The following is a 20,455-nucleotide window of genomic DNA, read 5'->3' as shown; positions in this document are numbered from 1 at the left end:
TGTTATATATATTATCGGCTGGAACATGGGTTCGCAACATTCATCTTGACCAAAAAAAAATGGTCTATTCGTCTGATTCCTTAAATTTGATATATTATATATGTTATATTGAATAGCGTATTTTGTATAGCGGGGTTTTGCAAAAATGTCGCAATAACTCAAAAAAAGACAGCCGCAATGCGGCAGCCTTTTTTGGATCCATGCTTTTTCGAGTTCAGTGCGAGCTTACACATTCAGCTCCAGCTTGGCATGATATTGACGGTACTGCGGGTCCTCCCCCGCCACCATCATACCCATACCCCAATCAATATGGGTCTCCCGGCTAGGCGGATCGGCCGGATCACGGTACTGGAACAGGACGTTTCTGCGCGGCCGGCTGCTCTGGTTGCGGTCGGACCCGTGAATCGTCAGGTAGTTAAAGAACAGCACATCTCCCGCGCTTGCCGGGCACGGCGTGCCCATGCTCACCGGGTAATCGCGGTGATCGAGGTAGTACCTGCCTACATGGGGAAGCGGTCCCTGCTTATGGGATCCGGGAACGACGCACAAGCAGCCGTTTTCCATATCCGCATCGTCGAGATGAACGCTGGCGGCAAGCATCGTATGGCGGTCATGAGGGAAATATGGATAGTCCTGGTGCATCGGAAAAGCGGCACCCTGCTCCGGCGGCTTGACCAGCATTTTAGTATGATGGAGCTGGACGTTGGGACCGATCAGCTGCGTCAGAATGCTGGCCATGCGCGGATGGGCTACAGCGCGGGTGAAGCATGCATCGTGAAACTGCAGATCGTGAAAGCCTTTAAGCACCAGCTTTTTCAATTCGTCCTGGGGAATATAATCCCCCTGCCAAGTATGGTTGGCGTCCTGCTTGGCCGCAGCCGCCTTGGCAATCGTACGCTCCACCGCATTCTGCATTTCCTTGACTTCGTCTGTGCTGAACACGCCGCGGACGAGCAAATAACCGTTTTCGTTATAAAATTCGACGTCTTCTCTGCTAATCATGTTTCCGTTCCCTCCCTAACATTCAAGTGACAAATGATGAATACGCCTTCATTATAGGGATAACGGGCATCGGCCGTCTTTGCCGGATTGGAACCTGTTTTTGTCGGATTCGGACACGAATGGATGAGGAGGACTTGAAATGGATCATCTCGTTTGGGGAGCCGCCCTGTCTAAACTGCATTCAACCGTCGGAGAGCTGACCGAAGAGGATTTATGCATACGCATCCATTATTGGGGAGCCCTTGCGGAGCACCGGAGCAACCTGGAGCATAAACATTCTTTTTTTGAAATGTGTTATGTCGCGGGCGGTGAAGGAACGTATGTAGATGAAGGCCGGATCCATCCGCTAACTAAAGGAACGCTGTTCATTTCCAATCCCTACCGCGTGCACCGCATTGATAGCGTGGGGATGCAGCTCATATGGCTCGCCTTCGATGTGGATGACCGGCGCAGTTCCGGGTCGTGGAACAGTCAGTTTGCACGGCTGGCGCAGTCGGAATGCTATATTCTCCATGGGGCTGAAGACAGCCCGGCCGTCCTGCTCTGGAAAGCGATTCTGCAAGCGGCCGCCGAGCTGGACACCGCCCGGTTTCCGCTGGACCGGCTGGTGATTGCGCTTGTGGCTGCGCTGCCGCAGACCTTTACGCCGGACCGCCAGCAGCATAAGCCGACGCTGCCTCCGCCCCGTTCCGCTTCTCTACGGCAGGCGCTCCAATTCATCCGGGATAACCTGGAGGCACCGCTGAAGCTGGAGGATGTGGCGCGGTATTTTCATATATCGGGAAGACATCTGGCGCGTTTGTTCCAGAAGGAGCTCAATATGACCTTCACGGCATACGTCCGCCAGGAAAGGATCCGGCTTGCGGCGTACCTTCTACGCGAAACAGACCGCTCCGTCAAGGAAATCGCCGACCTAACGGGATTCGGCTCCGTACATTATTTTACAAGGATGTTCTCGGCTGCTGCCGGCATCCCCCCGGCCGCCTACCGGATCGCGCCACAGCAAAAAGGCATGCCCTTCCAAGAGGAGCATGCCTGATTTCATATCTTTCCTTAGCCGTATGTTTTGTATGATTTCAAAGCTGGACTTCAAGCTTTCCCGGTAATGGGCGGCGCTTCATTGGGACCAAAGGATACATTGATCCGATGATCCAGCACGACGGCGTCTTCCGTCTCAAACCGGATGTCCGTCGTGATATGAAACGGCGTTTCAATGAAGCGGATGCTCAGCTCCAGCGTGTCCGGTGACTTCCACGCGAAGCTCGACACCGTCGAGGTCTGCCGGGGCATGATCAGATCGGACGTGCCTTCCAGCCATTTCCCGCGTCCCAAAGGCAGTGCAAAGTGCTTCCCGCCGGTCTCATACAGGTCAATTACCGCCTGATCGGCCTCGAACCGGACCGAAATCCGGCTCCAGTTCATGTCGTTGTCATCCAGCACATAGCTTTTGCCGCTGACGGCGGATTCCAGTTCCGGTCGAATGCTGTGCGCCAGCGGAGCAAGCTGCAGGCTGCGGATCCGTTCCTGCAACCGGTTCTGGGTTTCTTCGTCCAGCGGAAGCGCCTCTCCGGCCATCGCCGGAAGCAGACGCCCCCAGACAGCGTTCATGACTTCCTGCATCTGATTCGTTCCGCTCGTGACGGCAAGCACCGCCTCCTGTTCCGGCATGACGATGCAGAACTGGCCAAAAGCCCCGTCTCCACGGTAAGCGCCGTGCCGGCACTGCCAGAATTGGTAGCCGTAGCCCTGCGCCCAATCGCTCTCCCCGCCGTCCCCGTTGGAAATCTGCTTGGAGGTCGCCTCCTTCACCCACGCTTCCGGAATCAGCTGTACCCCGTTCCACTTTCCATGCTGCAAATACAGCTGGCCGAACTTGGCGATATCCTCCGTCGTGATGCTCAGTCCGAAACCCCCGGTATTGATCCCCCGCGGACAGGACTCCCAGGTGGGGTTGTGAATGCCCAGCGGCTCAAACAGCCGCTTCTGCAAAAATTGAAGCAGCGTCTGCCCGGTCACGGATTGCAGAATGGCCGACAGCATATAAGTTGCACCCGTGTTGTACACAAAATGGGTGCCTGGCGTATGTTCCACCGGAGCCGCCAGGAACGCCTTGGCCCAATTCCCGTCCGTGCAGCGGTCAATGGCCCCCATCGTATCCTGGTCGTTTCCTGTGCCCATCATCAGCAAGTGCCGGATGTTCATGGCGGCCAAATTCGGACTGACTTCCTCCGGCAGATCGTCCGGGAAGAACGCAACGACCTTGTCTTCCAAAGACAGCAGACCCTCGTGTACCGCGAGACCGATGGCTGTGGAAGTAAAGCTCTTGCTTAACGAAAACAGCATGTGCGGCAGTTCCGGGGCATAGGGCCCCCACCAGCCTTCCGCAGCCACCTGTCCGCGGCGAAGCAGCATAAAGCTGTGCAGCTCCATGCCATTGGCCTGTACCTCGTCCAGAAAATCAAGGATGGCCGCCCCGGGAATCCCCAGCGCTTCCGGTCTGCTTCTTGGTAATTGCAGGCTTGTATTTTCCATGGTTTCACACCCCTTTCGTTACAAACGTACCGCAGCGACATAGCAATTTCAAGCATTTTGTTTCCGCTTACACCGGATTCCTGCACAGCCCTGCGTTGACCCTGTCCGGCTGTGCTGTTATAATGCCTGATACCAAATCAAGATGGGAGGCTGACCGTCATGAAGTACCGCAGATTGGGCGGCACAGGCTTGGAAGTATCTAATCTTTGCCTGGGCACGATGGCTTTTGGAAGATGGATCGATGAGGAAGCGTCGGTGCGGATCCTGGATCATGCGATCGACCAGGGAATCCATTTTATCGACACCGCCAACTATTACGGCAAGGGGCAGGATGCCGACGTTCCGCACGGGACAGGCGAAAGCGAGGAGATTATCGGCCGTGCCCTTAAGGGCAGACGGGATCAGGTGGTTCTGGCTACAAAAGTGGGCATCCGGTCGGGGTTCGGGAAAAATGACAGCGGATTGTCGCGGACCCATATTCTGCGCGAAGTCGATAAGTCGCTGCGCCGCCTTCAGACGGATTATATCGACCTGTACCAGGTACATATTTTCGACCCGCACACGCCGCTGGAAGAAACGCTGCGGGCTCTGGACGACCTCGTTCGTCAGGGAAAAGTAAGGTATATTGGCTGCTCCAACTATGCCGCATGGCAGATTGCCAAAGCTCATGCGATCAGCGAACGGATGATCCTCGAAAGGTTCATTTCCGTGCAGCCCCAGTACAACCTGCTCTCCCGGGAAATCGAACAGGAGCTTCTGCCGTTCTGCGCCACGGAGGACGTCGGCGTCATGGTATACAGTCCAATGGCCCGCGGGATGCTCTCCGGCAAATACAAAGCGCCGGGAGATGCCCCGCCGGAGAGCCGTGCCGCCAGCGGTGAGAAGCCGCTGCAGCAGTATTTTACCGAGCGGAATTATAAGCTTGTCAAAAAATACGGGGTGCTTGCCGATCAATACGAGGTCAGCCTTTCCCAATACGCACTGTCGTGGGTGCTCAATCAGCCCGCGGTCACAGCGGCCATCATTGGAGCCAGCAAAGTGCATCATGTGACGGATGCCGCGCAGATCAGCGACTGGTCTTGGACGCCGGAAATGCAGCGGGAAGCAAGTGACATCCACAGCTCTGCGGATGAATCACAGCCTCATTAAAAAAACAGTCCCGGCCGATATCACGGCCGGGACTGTTTTTTGTCATGCTCACCTGTTCGCCCGCCAAGGGATGGTGTTATCTATACTGCCGGCGTTGGCGTCGGCGCCGCGTATTTCCCGTTGGAATACGTCTGGTCGATGATGCCGCGAATCTCCTTCACGCTTTTGCCCTCTTTGGCTAGCGAAGCTGCCGTAAGCGCCGTCTCGACACACACGCCGCAGCGGGTGCCGTGATCGTCCCATACCACGCTTCCGTCCGGGTTGACTTCTTTAATAAAGCAGTTCAAATTGCTCTTGTGTCCGGCACTTTCCCCGCAGCCGCAGTAACATGGAATTTGGCTGAGCACTTCTTTGACACCGGCTGCCGCCATATAGGCCGTTCTGACGGTATCGCTTGCCGGCTGCAGAAATGAAGGAAGCTGCTCCTTCCCGCTGGTCGTCTCCTGAAGGTCGCCGTTTGCAGCCATCTGCTGATGCGCTCCGTGCTCGTGCTGCATCGTCTGCTCCGCCGATTCCGGGCTGCCCTTATCCGAGCAGCCGGATACCAGCAGTCCGCCCAGGACGATCCCGAGCACAGACAGCCTTGCTTTACTGTACATCATTATGTATCTCCCCTTTGGGTGTTGTCCATTTTACATAGTATACCATGCCGCTTGCCGGATATATCATTTCAGACGAACTTCGCAGACGGTCGCGTGCCTGCCCGATCATGGCAGACCTGTGCTGCGGGCATGGACATTTTCTTAACAGTAATTATTCCGTTTAAGGCGGCGTTTTGATATAATACATGTATCTAACCTTTATTCCGGATTTTCACAGAAAGGTGATTACCATGGAACAGTCCATCCATCCGTCACAGGAATGCGACGCAACCTGCACGGGCTCAGACAATGAATTGGGCAGAATCAAAGAAGCGCTGATCGATGATCAAGCTGCCTCGCAGGTCGCCGATTGGTTTAAAGCCTTCAGTGATCCCACGCGGGTCAAGCTGATCGACGCGCTGCTGCAAAGAGAGCTGTGCGTGCATGACCTGACCACCCTGCTTGGCATGGGCCAATCCGCGGTGTCCCACCAGCTGAGGTATTTGCGCAATTTGCGGATCGTCAAACGCCGCAAGGAAGGCAAAACAGCCTATTACTCGCTTGACGATACCCACATCGAACAGATTTTCCTGCAGACGCTGCAGCATACCCAGCATGGATAAACATTCTAACCCAGGATCCTCTGCCTCAGGCAGAAGGATCTTTTCTTTTTTTTGGCTTATGCGGGACCTCCGACGCACCACCTCTTTTTCCTCCTGAGAAAAATCAAGGATTGCCGGCCCCGAAAAAGGTCAATGCTGATAACAAGTAATCCATTGATCAGGAGGCAGCTCCTTATGAACAGAATGAACAGAAACTTGTTTTCCGTGTCCCTCTTCCTCTCGATAACCGTTTTCTCCGGTTGGTGCTTTGTGTCGCCCGCTGGAGCGGCTGATGCACAACGTGCCGGCACGTTATTCGGCAATGATCTTTTTCTGCAGCCTATCGTTGTAAACGGGCAAGACGGTCAAACGGATCGAAGTCCCACCCTGGATCCATCCCTTTTATCGGCAATGCTGCTGGCAAAAGATCCCGTACAAGCCGCGGTGCAGTTTTCCAGAACCCAATGGCCGGACGGAAGCATAAATAACAACCCGGATGTCGTCATTCTGGCCGATTTCAAGAATAACCCAGGCGTATTTGCGGCAAGCCGCCTCCTGCTTTCTTCAAAGTCCGGAACCATGCTGTTTACAGGCAGATATGTAACACCGGAGGCCACTTTAAACGAGCTTGCCCGGCTTCGTCCTTCCGGACTTGCTTCGCAAGGCGGAGTACAGGTGATTGCAGCGGGCGATATCCATCAGCGGGTGGTCGATCAGCTCCGCAGGCTGGGCTTCCGCACCGAGCGGATACAGGCTGCGAAGCCTGAAGCTCTGGCGGGAGCGGTGGACGCTTATACGGCACAGCTGTCCGGTAAATATAGCAGAGCCGTGATCATGCTCCCCCTTGAGCAGAAGCCATTCTCCTCCTCTTCACTCCGCCTTTTGCAAGAAAACGAGGGCTCCATCCTTTTCGTAAAGCGGTTCTTCATTCCAAAGGAAACCCTCCAGGCGTTAGAAAAGCGAAACGGCGGTTCAAATATCTACATTCCAGGTTCACTGGAAGCGGTCTCCAAACAGGTGGAGCGAAGGCTGCAGCGCTATGGAGAAGTGACAAGGATATCGGGGGACTAGCAGGAGCTCCCCAAACAGCAGCGGGCGGTGCCGCACTTCAGCGGACCGCCCGTTATGTCCAATACCACGAAACTGGATTCGTTCAGCTATTTCAGCTTTAACACCCGCATCGCGTTTAATACAGCCAGCAAGGTGACGCCGACATCGGAGAAGACGGCTTCCCACATCGTTGCGATGCCGAAGGCTCCAAGCAGCAGGAAGATCCCTTTGACCGCCAGCGCAAAAAAGATGTTCTGCCATACGATTTGGCGCGTACGTCCTGCTATGCCGAGCGCGGTGACGATCTTGGACGGCTCATCGGTCATAATGACGATATCCGCCGCCTCGATGGCCGCGTCCGATCCAAGCCCGCCCATCGCGATTCCCACATCGGCTCTCGCCAGCACCGGCGTATCGTTCATGCCGTCCCCGACAAAAGCGATTTTCTCCTTGGGCTGCTTCAGCCGGCTCAGCCGTTCCATATGCTCCACCTTATCCTGGGGAAGAAGCTCGGCATGCACCTCGCTGACGCCAAGCAGCTTCCCGACCTTCTCCGCCACCGGGCGCGCATCGCCAGTCAGCATTACCGTCTGTTTACCCCGCTTCTGAAGCGCGCCGACCGCCTGCGCGGCATCCTCCTTCACTTCATCCGAGATGAGCAGATATCCGGCGTACTTTCCGTCTACAGCCACATACACGACGGTGCCCGGAGCATCCGGCTGCTGAGCCGCAATGCCTTCCTCTTTCAGCAGCTTTGCATTGCCGGCGAATACATCCACGCCGTCCAATTTCACGCGAACGCCGTGTCCCGCCGCTTCGTTGTAGTCCTGGATGCGTGACGCATCCATGTCTTTCCCGTAGGCCTCCCTGATCGATTCGGCAATGGGATGGCTGGAATGAAGTTCGGCGAAGGCCGCATATTCCAATAGTTGTTCAGGGCTGATTCCGTCGTGGGCCGGGCGGGTTTCGGTCACCTTGAACGTCCCTTTGGTCAGCGTCCCGGTCTTGTCGAACACGACGTATTTCACATCATTTAAGGCTTCCAGGTAATTGCTCCCCTTGACCAGGATGCCCGCCTTCGAAGCGGCGCCGATCCCCCCGAAAAATCCGAGCGGAATCGACACGACCAGCGCGCAGGGACACGAAATGACGAGAAAGATCAGCGCCCGGTAGATCCAGTCGGAGAACGTCGCGCCGCTCACCACGAGCGGTGGAACGAGCGCAAGCAGCAGGGCGACGATGACGACGACCGGCGTATACAAACGGGCGAACTTCGTGATGAAGTTTTCGGTGGGAGCCTTGTTGCTGCTGGCGTTTTGAACGAGGTCCAAAATTTTGGCCGCGGTGGATTCGCCGTAAATCTTGGTCACCTCGATCGTAAGGACGCCGTTTTTGTTGATGAAGCCGCTCAGCACCTCATCGCCTGCTTCCAGTTCACGCGGCACGGACTCACCGGTCAGCGCTGAAGTGTCCGCCATCGACCGGCCCGCGGTCACCTTACCGTCGAGCGGGATCTTCTCTCCCGGTTTGACGACGATCGTATCGCCGACCCGGACTTCCTCCGGCGTCACCTGTTTCGTTCCGTCCCCTGTCTTCAGATTCGCATAATCCGGCCGGAGATCCATCATGGCGCTGATGGATTTGCGCGAACGGTTGACCGCAATGCCCTGAAACATTTCGCCGATCTGGTAAAAGAGCATGACGGCCACCCCTTCGGGATACTGCCCTACGCAGAACGCCCCGATCGTCGCGACCGACATCAGGAAGTACTCGTCAAACACCTGCCCTCTGACGATGTTGCGGAGCGCCTGCACGACGATGTCTCCTCCGGTAACGAGATAAGCCGCCAGAAACATGGCGAGCTCTGCCCACCCCGTGACCGGCAGCAGCATCGCGGCCGCCGTGATCACCGCCCCCGCAGCCAGCCGGATCGACATGACCCGAATGCCCGAGCTGCCGTGATCATGCGAATGTCCATGATTATGGCCGTCGGCATGATCATCCGAATGACCGCCCGCTTCGTGGGAATGAACGTGATCATTCACGTGCCCATCATGATGATGGCCGCGAGAACTTTGGGGATGATGATTTCCTGCCGCTTTCGGAACCAACTCACGCACACTGACATGCGGCTCTAATTTTTTGATTTTCTTCGTAATCTCCGATATCAATGGGCCCTGATCTTCGGAGGATTCAAAAGTCAGCGTCTGCTTGACGAAATTTACGGAGCAGGAAGAAATCCCGTCCATTTTCCGGACCCCATCCTCGATCTTCATCGCACAGTTTGCACAATCCAGGCCCTCGAGCAGCAGCTCGCGCTTTACTTTAGAGACGGCTTCAGTCATTTAGATGCCTCCGATCCAATCCCGTCTATAATATGAGCATATATTCATATATAAACTTGTTAAGCACATTATATTCAGGGATGGATAAGAATGTCAACCAGCTTTTCTGGGCTTTTCCACCCGTTTTTCGAACAAAACAAAAAAAGGCAGGGCTGTTCCCCTGCCTTCTCCTGCAGCTCACCCGGTCTCATCCGAGACGCAGGACATCATCAGCTCCCGGTATTTCCCCGGCGTGACGCCCTCGATCTTTTTAAAAGCCCGGATAAAGACAACGTCGCTCGTATATCCGACCAATTGTGCGATTTGGGCGTTTGTGAACTCCTTGTCTGCCATATGGCGTTTGGCAAGCTCAATCCGTTTCTTGGCGATACGGTCGCTGAGATTGGTCCCGCTCTGTTTTTTGTAAAAGGTCGAGACGTACTGCGGCGTCATGTCGAAGTGATCCGCCACCATGCCAAGCCCCATGTTCGAATCGGTGAAATGCTCATCCACGAACTGATCCATGTCCTGCAGAAGCTGCGCGCTGTGGCCGCTTTTGTCGGCAACCATGCTTTCCGCCAGGATTTCATACAACCGTTTCATCCGTTTGTGCATCCCTTCGGCCGTTTCATACGAGAAGATGTCCTTCACCAGATCGATATCGGGTCCGAGAATATCATTTTGGTCCATCCCTGTGGCGTTCATAATTTTTAAATATGTACTGGTGATGTTAAAGAACAGGCATTTCCCGTATTCCGGCGTAATGCTGCCCGACTCGAAATTCATGGCATAAATCGTGTCCAGCAGCTGCAGGGCATGGTCGGCGTCGCCGCTTCTTACGAAATTAATCAGCTGTACCTCAATATCGACCGGGTAGTAATAGTGGGAGTGCACATCCGTAATATCCTGAAAATAAATGATCGTCCCGCCGCCCTTAACAATCCGGAACTCCAAGGCGGACGCCGCTTCCGCATAGCTCTCGCTGATGCTCTTCGCACCGCTGTGAGGCAGGCCCACCGCCACCGTAACATCGATCTTGAAGCGTTCCTCGATCATGCTTTTGAGTGCTGTCGCCAGCTCACGGGTCACCTTCTCGGCGCCCTCGGCTTGTTCCGCGGCAAAATTGCACACGATCGCCACCCGGTCCCGGTCCAGCTCAACGGCAAACGCCTTGTGCGGGTACTCGATCAGATCCGTGCCGATATTGGATACGATAAAACGGGCGAGCGCCCACTGCTCCTCGCTCGGCTCCGCGTTGAACCTTGCAATGCTGTCCAGTTGGACGACAATAACCGAGAAGTCGTCACTGACGAACGTAATATCCATAAACCGCAGCGACTGGCCGCCTTCCCGGGACGCATCGACATCCTTCTGCCCGCGGAGCAGGCGGAGCAGGAAGTTGGAGCGGATGACGGGCGTCTGCTGGGCGAGCAGGCTGCGTAAATTTTTTTCGGTATGCAGGGAGCCTTCAATGGACTGCAAAATCAGCTCGTATTCGTTGACCTGCGGCCTGCCGTTCCATTCATTGCCCCTGAGAATGGCATTGACGGTTTTGCGCAGCGGACTGTAATTTCGGTAAGCGAAGATGAAGGATGCGGTCAGCCCCACGGCCAGATAAAGGGCGAACAGGATCAGCGCCCACTGCTTGATCAGAATGATCTGCTGCATGAAGACGCTTTTGGGCGTCACGAGCACGTATTTCCAACCTTCTTTTTCCGATGAGGTATACGATACCATTTTCTGATCGCCATGAATCGTTTGGTTGAACAACCCGCCGGTACCGGTGATCCGGGACAATAATTCGCCCGGCAGCGGCTGGCGGTCCGTCGCCATGATCGTGCGGCCGTCCGAATTCACGATGTAGATCGAGCTGTCGCTCGCGGATTCAATCTGGGCAAACATTTCCTTAATCTGACTCTCGTCGATCAGAATGACGAAGGTCCCCGTAATATCGCGCCGGTCCCGCCCGGGAAGCGACTGGGCGAAGGTAATGACGTTCAGCGGCGTTTTCTCAATGCTCTGCATCGGATCATACTCGGCGGTGCGCAGCAGCGTGGCGGATGGAAGGTAATCCATCGTATGGAAGCTTGTGAGCATGCTTTCCCGCCAGCGGTCGTAACTCATGCCCTGATAGCTGTAATACATATCGTAAAATTTGTGCGAATCGGTGAGAAGCCCGGGCCTCAGCACCAGATCGCTGTTGCGGAAATAGACATAGTAATCCAGGATAAAGTTCGTCAGGCTCCCCTGTCTTGACATCGTGTTCCGCATAAATTCGATGAACTGGTACCGGTCGGGACCGTCCGCATCCTGATCCAGTTTGAGCAGATACTCCAGCTTCGGATCGAAAATGATCTGCTGGGCCAGCTTTTCCACTTCGCTTAATTTGCTGTCCAGGGACAGCTTGAGCTGCTCCAGCATCGCTTGATTGGAACGGTTGGCACCGCTTTCCAAACTTGCTTCGACTTTGGTGTACAAGAAGGCTCCCATCGAGACCGGGATGAGCAGCAGAACCAGATTGGAAATCAGCATCGTCATCCACACGCTTCGCAGATGACCGATTCCAAGCGGACGAAGCAGCCGTTTCACCAAGCATTCCCCCTACCTTGTTCATGTATCGACCGACATGCGCATCCATGAAACTTGTATGTTCATTATAATGCAAGGGACAGGGCTCCGGGCAGTTTTTTATTCCTTGATGGCGCCGATCAGCACCCCTTTGACGAAATACTTCTGCAGGAACGGATACAGGCAGATAATCGGCAGGGTTGATACGATGATGGTCGCGTATTTGATCGTTTCGCCGATCGCATACTTGTCGTCCGCAGCGACGCCGGTGGACATGGAATCGGTGGAATTGGCGATGAGAATTTCGCGCAAAACCAGCTGCAGCGGGTACATGGTCCGGTCACGCAAATACACCAGCGCCGAAAAATACGAGTTCCAGTGCCCAACCGCATACCAAAGAATCATGACCGCGATGACCGGCATCGACAGCGGAATGACGATTCGGAACAGAATGGTCATCTCGCCGGCTCCGTCGATTTTGGCCGATTCTTCGAGCGACACGGGTACGCCCTGGAACGCCGTCCGCATAATGATCAGGTTAAACGTGGAGATCGCTCCCGGGATCAGCAGCGCCCAGGGCGTATTCATCATGCCGAGCTTGCCGACGAGGATGTACGTCGGGATCAGTCCGCCGCTGAATACCATCGTCAGGACGATCGCAAACATCATCAGGTTTTTAAAATACAGGTTTCGGCGCGACAGCACATAAGCCCCCAGAGCCGTCATAAACAGGTTAATGGCCGTTCCTGCGGCTACGTAAAACAGCGTATTCCGGTACCCGCTTGTAATCATCGGGTTCTTGAAGACGGCCTTATAAGCATCGAAGTTAAATCCGAGCGGGCGCAGGAGGATGCCCCGGTGCTGGATAAAGCTCGCCGCGTCGCTCAATGAAGCGAATAATACATATAGAAACGGATACAGTGTAACGAAGCAGAGCAGCAGCATCAGCAGCGTATTGATCACGCCGAATACCTTTTCGCCATTCGTTTGTGCAATCATCGGATGATTCCTCCTACCACAGTTTGTTTTCGGATACGCGCTTGCTGATGGCATTCGCCGACACGATCAGAATCAGGCTGATGACGGAATTGAACAGGCCGACCGCCGCGGTAAAGCTGTAGCTCGCCTCCAAAATCCCTTTTCGGTATACATAAGTGGAAATGACATCGGCCGTTTCGTAAGTCAGCGGATTGTACAGCAGAAGCACCTTCTCGCTGCCCACCGACAGCATGTGCCCCATGTTCAGAATGAGCATGATGACAATCGTGGGCATGATGCCCGGAATGGTGATATGGAACGTTTGTCTCCAGCGGCTAGCGCCGTCGATTTTGGCCGCCTCATACAGCGTCGGGTCGATATTGGCGATCGACGCCAAATAGATGATGGAGCCCCAGCCGATGCCCTGCCAAATGCCGGAAGATACGAAGATGAAACGGAACCAGCCGGCCTCCTTCAGAAAATCGATCGGATCGACGCCGATGAAGCCCAGCAGCTGATTGATCAATCCGTCACGGCTTAGAAAGTCAAACATCATCCCCGCAACCACGACGATCGAAATGAAATGCGGCAAATAGGAGATCGTCTGCACGAATCGCTTGAACGCCATTTTGCGGATCTCGTTCAGGAGCAGCGCCAGCAGGATCGCCGCCGGAAAACCAAACAGCAGATCATAGAAATTAATCAGGACCGTATTACGGATAAGCCTCCAGAAATAAATGCCGTTAAAAAAGCTGTCAAAATGCTTGAAGCCGACCCACGGGCTTCCCCAGATCCCTTGTGCCGGCGAATAATCCTTAAAGGCGATCAGGAGACCGTACATCGGTCCGTAATGAAAGATCAAATAATACGCGATGACGGGGAGCGCCATGATATAAATGATCCAGTTTCGGCGGAGATCCTTACGGATGGTTTGCCCCGTGGTTAGATCGGTCCGGCTGCGCAGCGGGCGCTTCTTCATCAGTTTCTTATCGGTTACCTGCCACATGTAACCCCCTGCCTTTCCTGCGGATTGTGGTGTTAAAACAAGGGGCGAGCCGGGAAGCGGACATCCCCTGCCCGGCATCTTCGCCGCCTTCTGTATTTGCTATTAACGCTTATTGAACCGGTCCAGAGCCGACTGCTGGATTTTGATCGCGTCGTTAATGCCCATCGCCTCGATTTTCTTCACGTACTTATCGAAGTTGTCGATCGGCTCCGCGCCCATGATGAACTTGAGGAACATCTCGTCCTTATAAGTGTTGATGTCCGTCATGATCGAAGCGAACTGGGAGCTCTCGTCCTTGGTCGGCGTCACGAGCGGCATTTTGCGTTCCCCGGTCGGCTGGGACCATACGGTCAAGGCATCCTTCTGGTTCGGGAGGGCCAAATACTGCATTTGGAATTCATCGCTAAGCACGAACGGCGCGCTCCACGTCGAACGGTTATGCTTCGCGAAGGACTGCTGCAGGCTGACGCCGCTCGGCGGGTTCAGCACCTCAGGCAGGAAGACCGCCTTGCCGTCCTTCATCGTATACGCTTCTCCCTCTTTGCCGTAGTTGAACAAGAGATTGCCCTGTTCTCCGTAGGCATAGTCCAGCCACTTGACTGTTTCGGTCGGGTTCGTATTGCTGGTCGAGATGGCGGCACCGATGCCGTTCGTGGCGAAATCCTTTTGTCCCCAAATCGGCTTATCGCCTTTATTCAGTACCGGATATGGAGCGGCCACGAGGTTGAATTTCGGATCCTTATCCTTCATCAGGTTGGCGTACTTGCCGATACCTCCGCCGTTATACGTTGGAGCGGCGCCCAGCTGATTGCCGGTCATCTTCGCATCGAACAGCTTGTCGTTCGGAGCGGCGAAATCCTTGTCGAGCAGCCCTTCCTTATACCATTGGTTCATCGTGGCCAGGAATTCCTTATACTCCGGTTGGATCGGCCCGTACTTGACGCTGTTGTCGATCTGGTAGAAGCCGTAGTTGATGCCCCATGCACCAAGGAAAGGCGCGTCCGTGCCGATATCGTCCTTCGTAAAGTACAGCGGAATTTCATCGGCCTTCCCGTTGCCGTTCGGATCCTTCTCCTTAAACGCCTTGAGCACTTCATGCCATTCGTCGATCGTCGTCGGCATCTGAAGGCCGAGCTTGTCGAGCCAATCCTTGCGGATCGACGGGCCGTAGAAGACACGGACTTTATCGCCGCCGCGGAAGAACGGGAACATATAGAGGCTTCCGTCGTCGGTGGTCACCTGCTTTTTCCAGTCAGGATGCTCATCCAGCAGTTTTTTCAAGTTCGGCGCATTTTGTTCGATCAAATCGTTCAGCTTAATAATTTTGTTGTCCTGGATCGCCTTCTCCGGTCCCCCCGGATATCCGATCCATGACGTTTCGATCACGTCCGGCAGTTTCTCGGAGACCATCATGAGGTTGAACTGCTCCTGAGCCTGGGTGGAGTCGGTTGGCGGATGCTGGAAGTCCACTTTAACGCCAGTAATCCGTTCCAGTTCCTTATACATGCCCATTTCCGCGTACGTTTTCATTTGGGCGGCTGCAGCGGGGTGCATGCTCACCCAATAGGTCAGGTGGGTTAATTTTTCCGGTTCGGCCGTTTTCCCGCTTGTGGACGCCTCCCCTTTTGCTTGATCGTTCCCCGAGGTGCCGCCGCAGGCTGCGAGCGACAGAACCAGAGCGGCTGCAAGCAATGCAGTGCCCCATTGTTTAGCTGCTTTTTTTCTCATGTAAGCGCCTCCTTTTTGAAATAAGCCCAGTTGACCGGACTCTGATTTAATGTGAAGCTGCCGGTACCCAAAGTATAGGGAACCTGCCAGTTCCCGCGATACTGCCGCTTTGAAAGGAGCGCAGTATTTTCGTAAGATGACGGACTGATCTTTTTAATGATGCCTTAACTTTTCTTCATCCGGAGGCTAATCCTGGACCCGCACAAGCCTTATGGCACGCAGCTTTACCGCGTCGGCATGCCAGATTTCCGTGAATTGGGGAGACGGGTCCTTCAGCTTGGAGGTTCGGAGCGTTAGCGTATGGATTCCGGGCTCCAACCACGTCCATTGCCCCAACCGGGATCGAATCGGGATGTAGGGATGCTGGCATGATGGCGAATCCGGATCTTCTCCGTCTTCCGCCGGATCAGTGACCAGACAGCCCCCATCCGTTTCCAGGATGACCGGTTCCGGATACAGCCCGGGCCAATCCTGATCGTGCCGCTTGAAGCTGATCAGCATCAATTCATAGGTACCCGGCTGAACGAGCTTGAAGGTCCACTCCGCCTGCCGCAGCGCCGGTATCCCTTCTGCATCTTCCTCCTCCCTGACAAGGGTTACGCTGGCTTGGGGGACATCCAGCTGCAGCCGGCCGCCGTCAAGCTGCGTTAACGTCCGGTCGAAATTAGGCTCTCCGGCCATTTCCAGGGCAATAACCGTCACATGCTCGTCAACCGGTTCGGATGGAAGCTCCACCTTGAGCACGTGCAGATCGAGCGCCGCATCAACCGTTTGCCGGAACGCCAGCTCTTTTTTCTGCGGGTCGGCCAGGCAGTAAATACGCAATACCTCGCCACGAATGCCGTTCATCACCAAGCCGTCCGCAGGCCATTTGTCGTTATGAACGTGCACGTAGACCCGTCCCGGACGGGTTGTCACCGCACCAAATTCCAGTTCGGTCGGAAACGGGCTGCCCTCGGTGCCGTAAATGGCATCGCTGTTTCGCCGTGTCCATTCTCCAACCTCCCGCAGACGCTCCGCGGACAGCTCCGGTATCGTCCCTTCCGGCGTTGGGCCGACGTTCAAGAGCAGGTTGCCGCCCTTGCCGATGACGTTTACCAGTTTCTTGATCACCGCCTCCGCCGTCTTCCAAACCTGGTCGCGGGTCGTATACCCCCATGACTGGTTCAGGGTCATCGGCGTTTCCCACGGCCGCTGATCTTCACCGCTCATCCCGATTTCGTTATCGCCCTTGGAGACATAATCGCCCATGCCGATAAAGTGCGACACCCTGGAATTAATGAGGCAGTCCGGCTGCAGTCCTTTCACAAAGGCCACGATATCGCAGCTGTCCGCTTCCGATAACCCGCCCGCCGTATCAAACCAGAGCAGGCCGACCGGCCCGTAAGAAGTGAGCAGTTCCTTCAGCTGCGGCTTCGCTTTGCCTTCCCAGTATTCGGGAAAGTGCTTCTCCTCCAGCTTGTAATCCCAGGTGTTGTTATGCTCTTTGTGCAGCGAATGGGGATGGTGCCAGTCAATCACATGCGAATAGTAAAAGCAGAGAACGATTCCCGCCTCGCGGCACGCCTCGGCAAGCTCCTTCATCGGATCGCGCCCAAACGGCGTCGCGTCCACGATGTTGAAGGGATCGGCCATAGAATGGAACATCGCAAACCCGTCATGATGCTTGGCCGTAATGACGATATATTTCATCCCTGCGTCTTTGGCCAGCTGTACCCAGGATGCCGCGTCAAACTGCTGCGGATTAAACTCCCCGGCCAGCTTCTCGTACTCGCGGACGGGGATCTTATCGGCGTACATGACCCACTCGCCTTTGGCCAGCGCTGCGTACAGTCCCCAGTGGATGAACATGCCAAACCTCGCATCCGTCCACCATGCCGTGGCCGGACCGCTTCTCTTTTGCACTTCTTGCTCTCCCATACGTATGGCCCCCTTCTACCAATACGGCTTCCAGTCCCGGGTTACGCGAACCAGCGCCTCGTACATGTAATAGTCGCCCCAGATGCAGCACTCGTCGACGCCGTTTCCGCCCGGCTTGCTGTATACGGCATGCAGCAGAATGCCGTTTGACTCCGGCTCGTGCCAGGTCATATAATGATCGACCAGGGATTTCAATATCCGCAGTGCGGCATTTTCGTACAGCCGTTTCAGTGGATCGGTCAGAGGCAGATGCGCCGCCGTTTCGATCAGGCCGCAGACCGCTATGGCCGCCGCGGAGCTGTCCCGCTCCTCATCCCCTTCCGTAAATACGAGATCCCAGTAGCACACCTCGTCCTGCGGAAGCCGGTTCAGGAAGTAATTCGCCAGCCTGGCCGTCAACTGCAGATACCTGTGATCGCCGGTATAGCGATAGGAGAGCGGAAAGCCGTAGATCCCCCACGCCTGTCCGCGCGACCAGCACGAATCGTCCGCATGACCCTGCGCGGTGGAGCCGTACTTCGGCTGTCCCGTTGCGATATCCATATAAAAGGTATGATAACTGGACGCATCCTCCCGAATGAGGTGTTCCGCCGATTTCCGGGCGTGAGACTCGGCCGCAGCCTTATATTTGGGGTTACCGGTCACGTCCGATGCCCAATACAGCAGCGGCAGATTCATCAGGCAGTCAATGATGATCCTCCCCTGCTGCCTCGGATCCTGCAGGTTCCCCCAAGCCTGGATGATCCCCGCCTTGTCCCAGTAACGCTCCATCAGCAGATCGGCTGCCTGCACGGCGAGCGTCTTGGCCTCTTCGTTGCCGGTCAGCTTGTAGGATGCCACGCAGGAGAGCGTATAGAGGAATCCTAAATCATGTGTGTCCGTGTAGCGCCGTTCCTCCACCCTCCTGCGGTAGCTGTCCAGCTGGCTTTCCGCGGCGGCGCGATATTTGGCATCGCCGGTCGTTTCGTAAGCGAGCCACAGCATCCCGGTCCAGAATGCCGGTGTCCACTCGGTATTTCCCGTCTGCCGGTATACCAGATTTGTACTGGCCTCCGATGGAAACGTGTCTTGAAAGGTCTGAAGATTCCGGTCCACCTGGCGCCGAATAAATTCCATAGCCTCCAGGCACCTTTCCCGCGTAAGCCCGGAGTCCTCCTTATACCTCCCTGAATTCTTGATGACCTCGTCCTTCACCTGCTTCATCGCTGCCACCCTCCATGATCGTTGATATTGGCGTTCGTCATGTACTGAATTGTAACCAGCCCATGTTCCCTTCACAATCGCCGTTATTCGTGGTCGCACTGCCGTTTTTTCTTGTTGCGGCGGGATCTGAAAATTCGTCGGTCTCCGGAAAAAACATCAGGAAGGTCTGATAGCCGGGTTCGAAACCGATGTCTACAAACCTGCAGCGGCATCGAGCCGACACGAAAAAACGACCCGGCAGCGGCGGCTCGTTACTGAGCCGCATTACACGGATCGTTTGAAATTCAGGTTCAAGGGATCTCGATATGAAAAGTCTCCCGCAGTCCGCGGATCCCCTCATCGGTAATGCGCAGCGCGCGCGTCCCTTCCATGCGCCGCAGCCACCGAAGCTCGAGCAGCCGTTCAAGCAAAGCACTGCCCAGCGAGCCGGCCAAATGCGGCGTCCGCTCGCTCCAATCCAAGCATTTGCTGCAGAAGCTGCGCCGCTTTTTCCGGACGGCCCCCACATCGATGCCCAGATGTTCGAAGAAGGCGGCTCCTTCCCCGGTAATCGCAAAGGCGTCCGCTTCCTCACGGATTACGCCGGCCTCGATCATCGCGTCCCTCAGGCGGATGCCCAGGTCTCCGGCGACATGATCATAACAGGTTCTTGCCTGCCGCAGGTGGCGGTTTTCCTCGGACTGCCTCAGCGACTTGATCTCAACCGGCGGCGCAAGCAATAGCAGCGTCTCTACGACGGCGGCCACGTCATGGCTTTTCAAACCGTAATACCGGTGCCTTCCCTGCTTGTGCATGGCGACCATCCCCGCTTCTTCCAGCTTGGCCAGGTGGTAACTCGCCGTCTGCGGGGTGATCCCCGCCATATAGGCCAGTTCGCTCGCCGGATGGAACCTCCCGTCCATCATGGCGGTCAGCATCGCCGCACGTGAAGGATCGCTGATCATGGCCGCGGGATGAGCCGCAATCGGTCCTGCTTTCATCCTGCCCCCTCCTTTGCATTCCACATTTCGATGAACATTGTAATATGAACCGGTTACAATGTTCAAGTACATTTCAACAAGGAGGCGTTTGCCAAATGACCGCAGCAGAACCGCAAACCCGAACCATCACACCGAAGATTTTATATTATGGCATGCCTGTCATTCTGATCACCACGCGTAACGAAGACCATACCTCCAATATCAGCCCGATCTCGTCTTCCTTTGCGCTGGGGGACAACATCATCCTCGGCATCTCAACGAGCAGCAAAGCTTATGACAATTTGACCCATCACCCGGAGTGCGTCATCAATCTTCCTTCCGCCCCGCTGTGGGAGAACGTGGAGCGAATCGCCCCCTATACCGGGAGGACCGTTGTTCCTGAGTTCAAAGAAGCCATGGGGTTCACGCACGAAAAGGATAAGTTCGCCGCAGGCGGCTTCACTGCCGCCGATTCCGAGGTGGTGCAGCCAACGCGCATATCTGAATGCCCGATACAGATTGAAGCACAGGTTCAGCGGATGACGGTGCCGGAATACGATCCTTTCTTCGCGATCATTGAAACCCGTGCCGTCCGGGTCCATGCCCATGACGACATCCTTATTGGAGAGCATCATATCGACCCCAGGCGCTGGAATCCGCTCATTTACAATTTCCGTCACTACTTCGGCCTGGGAACGCAGCTCGGAGCGACCTTCCGGTCGGAAACCTGAGCCCTTTTCGCCAGCATCGTCATTTAACCTGTGATTTCAAAACAAAAAAGCCCTCAAGACGCCTTGTCTTGAGGGCTTGCCGGCCAAAATTCAACCGTATGCCTGTGCATATTGCTTATTCC

The 20,455-nt window shown here is 55.4% G+C and carries 16 protein-coding genes; 5 read left to right on the top strand and 11 right to left on the bottom strand.

Translation table 11 applies throughout. The features are described 5' to 3' along the window. Positions 1-225: 225 nt before the first annotated feature. Positions 226-1,002: a phytanoyl-CoA dioxygenase family protein gene (locus FHS19_RS04535; protein WP_183579199.1), complete on the bottom strand. Its 777-nt coding sequence runs from the start codon at positions 1,000-1,002 to the stop codon at positions 226-228. 139 nt (positions 1,003-1,141) lie between these two features. Here FHS19_RS04535 and FHS19_RS04530 point away from each other — a divergent pair, with 139 nt between their 5' ends. Then, positions 1,142-2,041 carry an AraC family transcriptional regulator gene (locus FHS19_RS04530; RefSeq protein WP_183579196.1) on the top strand — a complete coding sequence of 300 codons (900 nt, stop codon included), beginning with the start codon at positions 1,142-1,144 and terminating at the stop codon, positions 2,039-2,041. 50 nt (positions 2,042-2,091) lie between these two features. Here the strand turns inward: FHS19_RS04530 and FHS19_RS04525 are convergent, their stop codons facing one another. Continuing rightward, the gene (locus tag FHS19_RS04525) at positions 2,092-3,534 is read right to left on the bottom strand and encodes a serine hydrolase domain-containing protein (protein ID WP_183579193.1); all 1,443 of its coding nucleotides are present in this window, start codon (positions 3,532-3,534) and stop codon (positions 2,092-2,094) included. A gap of 159 nt (positions 3,535-3,693) precedes the next feature. Between FHS19_RS04525 and FHS19_RS04520 the strand changes: the two genes are divergently transcribed. Beyond that, entirely contained in the window at positions 3,694-4,683 is a 990-nt protein-coding gene (locus tag FHS19_RS04520) for an aldo/keto reductase (protein ID WP_183579190.1), read from the top strand. 80 nt (positions 4,684-4,763) lie between these two features. On the opposite strand, the gene FHS19_RS04515 is transcribed toward FHS19_RS04520, so the two are convergent. Then, positions 4,764-5,285, bottom strand: a complete 522-nt coding sequence (locus FHS19_RS04515) for a PCYCGC motif-containing (lipo)protein (RefSeq protein WP_376771817.1) — start codon at positions 5,283-5,285, stop codon at positions 4,764-4,766. Between the two features lie 230 nt (positions 5,286-5,515). On the opposite strand from FHS19_RS04515, the gene FHS19_RS04510 reads away from it, so the two are divergent. Then, positions 5,516-5,887: an ArsR/SmtB family transcription factor gene (locus tag FHS19_RS04510; protein WP_183579187.1), complete on the top strand. Its 372-nt coding sequence runs from the start codon at positions 5,516-5,518 to the stop codon at positions 5,885-5,887. Between the two features lie 174 nt (positions 5,888-6,061). After that, on the top strand, positions 6,062-6,937 hold the full coding sequence (locus tag FHS19_RS04505; protein WP_183579184.1) for a hypothetical protein: 876 nt from the start codon (positions 6,062-6,064) through the stop codon (positions 6,935-6,937). Positions 6,938-7,023: 86 nt separating this feature from the next. On the opposite strand, the gene FHS19_RS04500 is transcribed toward FHS19_RS04505, so the two are convergent. From FHS19_RS04500 to FHS19_RS04465, 8 genes are all read right to left on the bottom strand, one after another. Then, positions 7,024-9,261 (bottom strand): heavy metal translocating P-type ATPase, encoded by a 2,238-nt coding sequence (locus FHS19_RS04500; protein ID WP_183579180.1) that lies wholly within the window; start codon positions 9,259-9,261, stop codon positions 7,024-7,026. Between the two features lie 177 nt (positions 9,262-9,438). Continuing rightward, positions 9,439-11,829: a helix-turn-helix domain-containing protein gene (locus tag FHS19_RS04495; protein WP_312887145.1), complete on the bottom strand. Its 2,391-nt coding sequence runs from the start codon at positions 11,827-11,829 to the stop codon at positions 9,439-9,441. 99 nt (positions 11,830-11,928) lie between these two features. Beyond that, positions 11,929-12,807 (bottom strand): carbohydrate ABC transporter permease, encoded by an 879-nt coding sequence (locus FHS19_RS04490; RefSeq protein WP_183579177.1) that lies wholly within the window; start codon positions 12,805-12,807, stop codon positions 11,929-11,931. A 13-nt stretch (positions 12,808-12,820) separates the two neighbouring features. Beyond that, positions 12,821-13,765 (bottom strand): ABC transporter permease, encoded by a 945-nt coding sequence (locus FHS19_RS04485; RefSeq protein WP_183581430.1) that lies wholly within the window; start codon positions 13,763-13,765, stop codon positions 12,821-12,823. Positions 13,766-13,894: 129 nt separating this feature from the next. Then, entirely contained in the window at positions 13,895-15,520 is a 1,626-nt protein-coding gene (locus tag FHS19_RS04480) for a type 2 periplasmic-binding domain-containing protein (protein WP_183579174.1), read from the bottom strand. 186 nt (positions 15,521-15,706) lie between these two features. Continuing rightward, the gene (locus FHS19_RS04475) at positions 15,707-17,440 is read right to left on the bottom strand and encodes an alpha-L-fucosidase (RefSeq protein WP_183579171.1); all 1,734 of its coding nucleotides are present in this window, start codon (positions 17,438-17,440) and stop codon (positions 15,707-15,709) included. A gap of 15 nt (positions 17,441-17,455) precedes the next feature. Beyond that, positions 17,456-18,643, bottom strand: coding sequence for a glycoside hydrolase family 88 protein (locus tag FHS19_RS04470; RefSeq protein WP_183579168.1), 1,188 nt, complete (start codon positions 18,641-18,643; stop codon positions 17,456-17,458). 290 nt (positions 18,644-18,933) lie between these two features. Beyond that, positions 18,934-19,623, bottom strand: a complete 690-nt coding sequence (locus tag FHS19_RS04465) for an ArsR/SmtB family transcription factor (protein WP_183579165.1) — start codon at positions 19,621-19,623, stop codon at positions 18,934-18,936. Positions 19,624-19,718: 95 nt separating this feature from the next. Here FHS19_RS04465 and FHS19_RS04460 point away from each other — a divergent pair, with 95 nt between their 5' ends. Continuing rightward, positions 19,719-20,333, top strand: a complete 615-nt coding sequence (locus FHS19_RS04460; RefSeq protein WP_183579162.1) for a flavin reductase family protein — start codon at positions 19,719-19,721, stop codon at positions 20,331-20,333. The last annotated feature ends 122 nt before the right edge of the window (positions 20,334-20,455 follow it).

The organism is Paenibacillus rhizosphaerae (genome assembly GCF_014192015.1).
In the GTDB taxonomy this organism is placed as follows: Bacteria; Bacillota; Bacilli; order Paenibacillales; family Paenibacillaceae; genus Paenibacillus_AQ; species Paenibacillus_AQ rhizosphaerae.
This window is presented reverse-complemented; position numbering and strand designations above follow the sequence as displayed.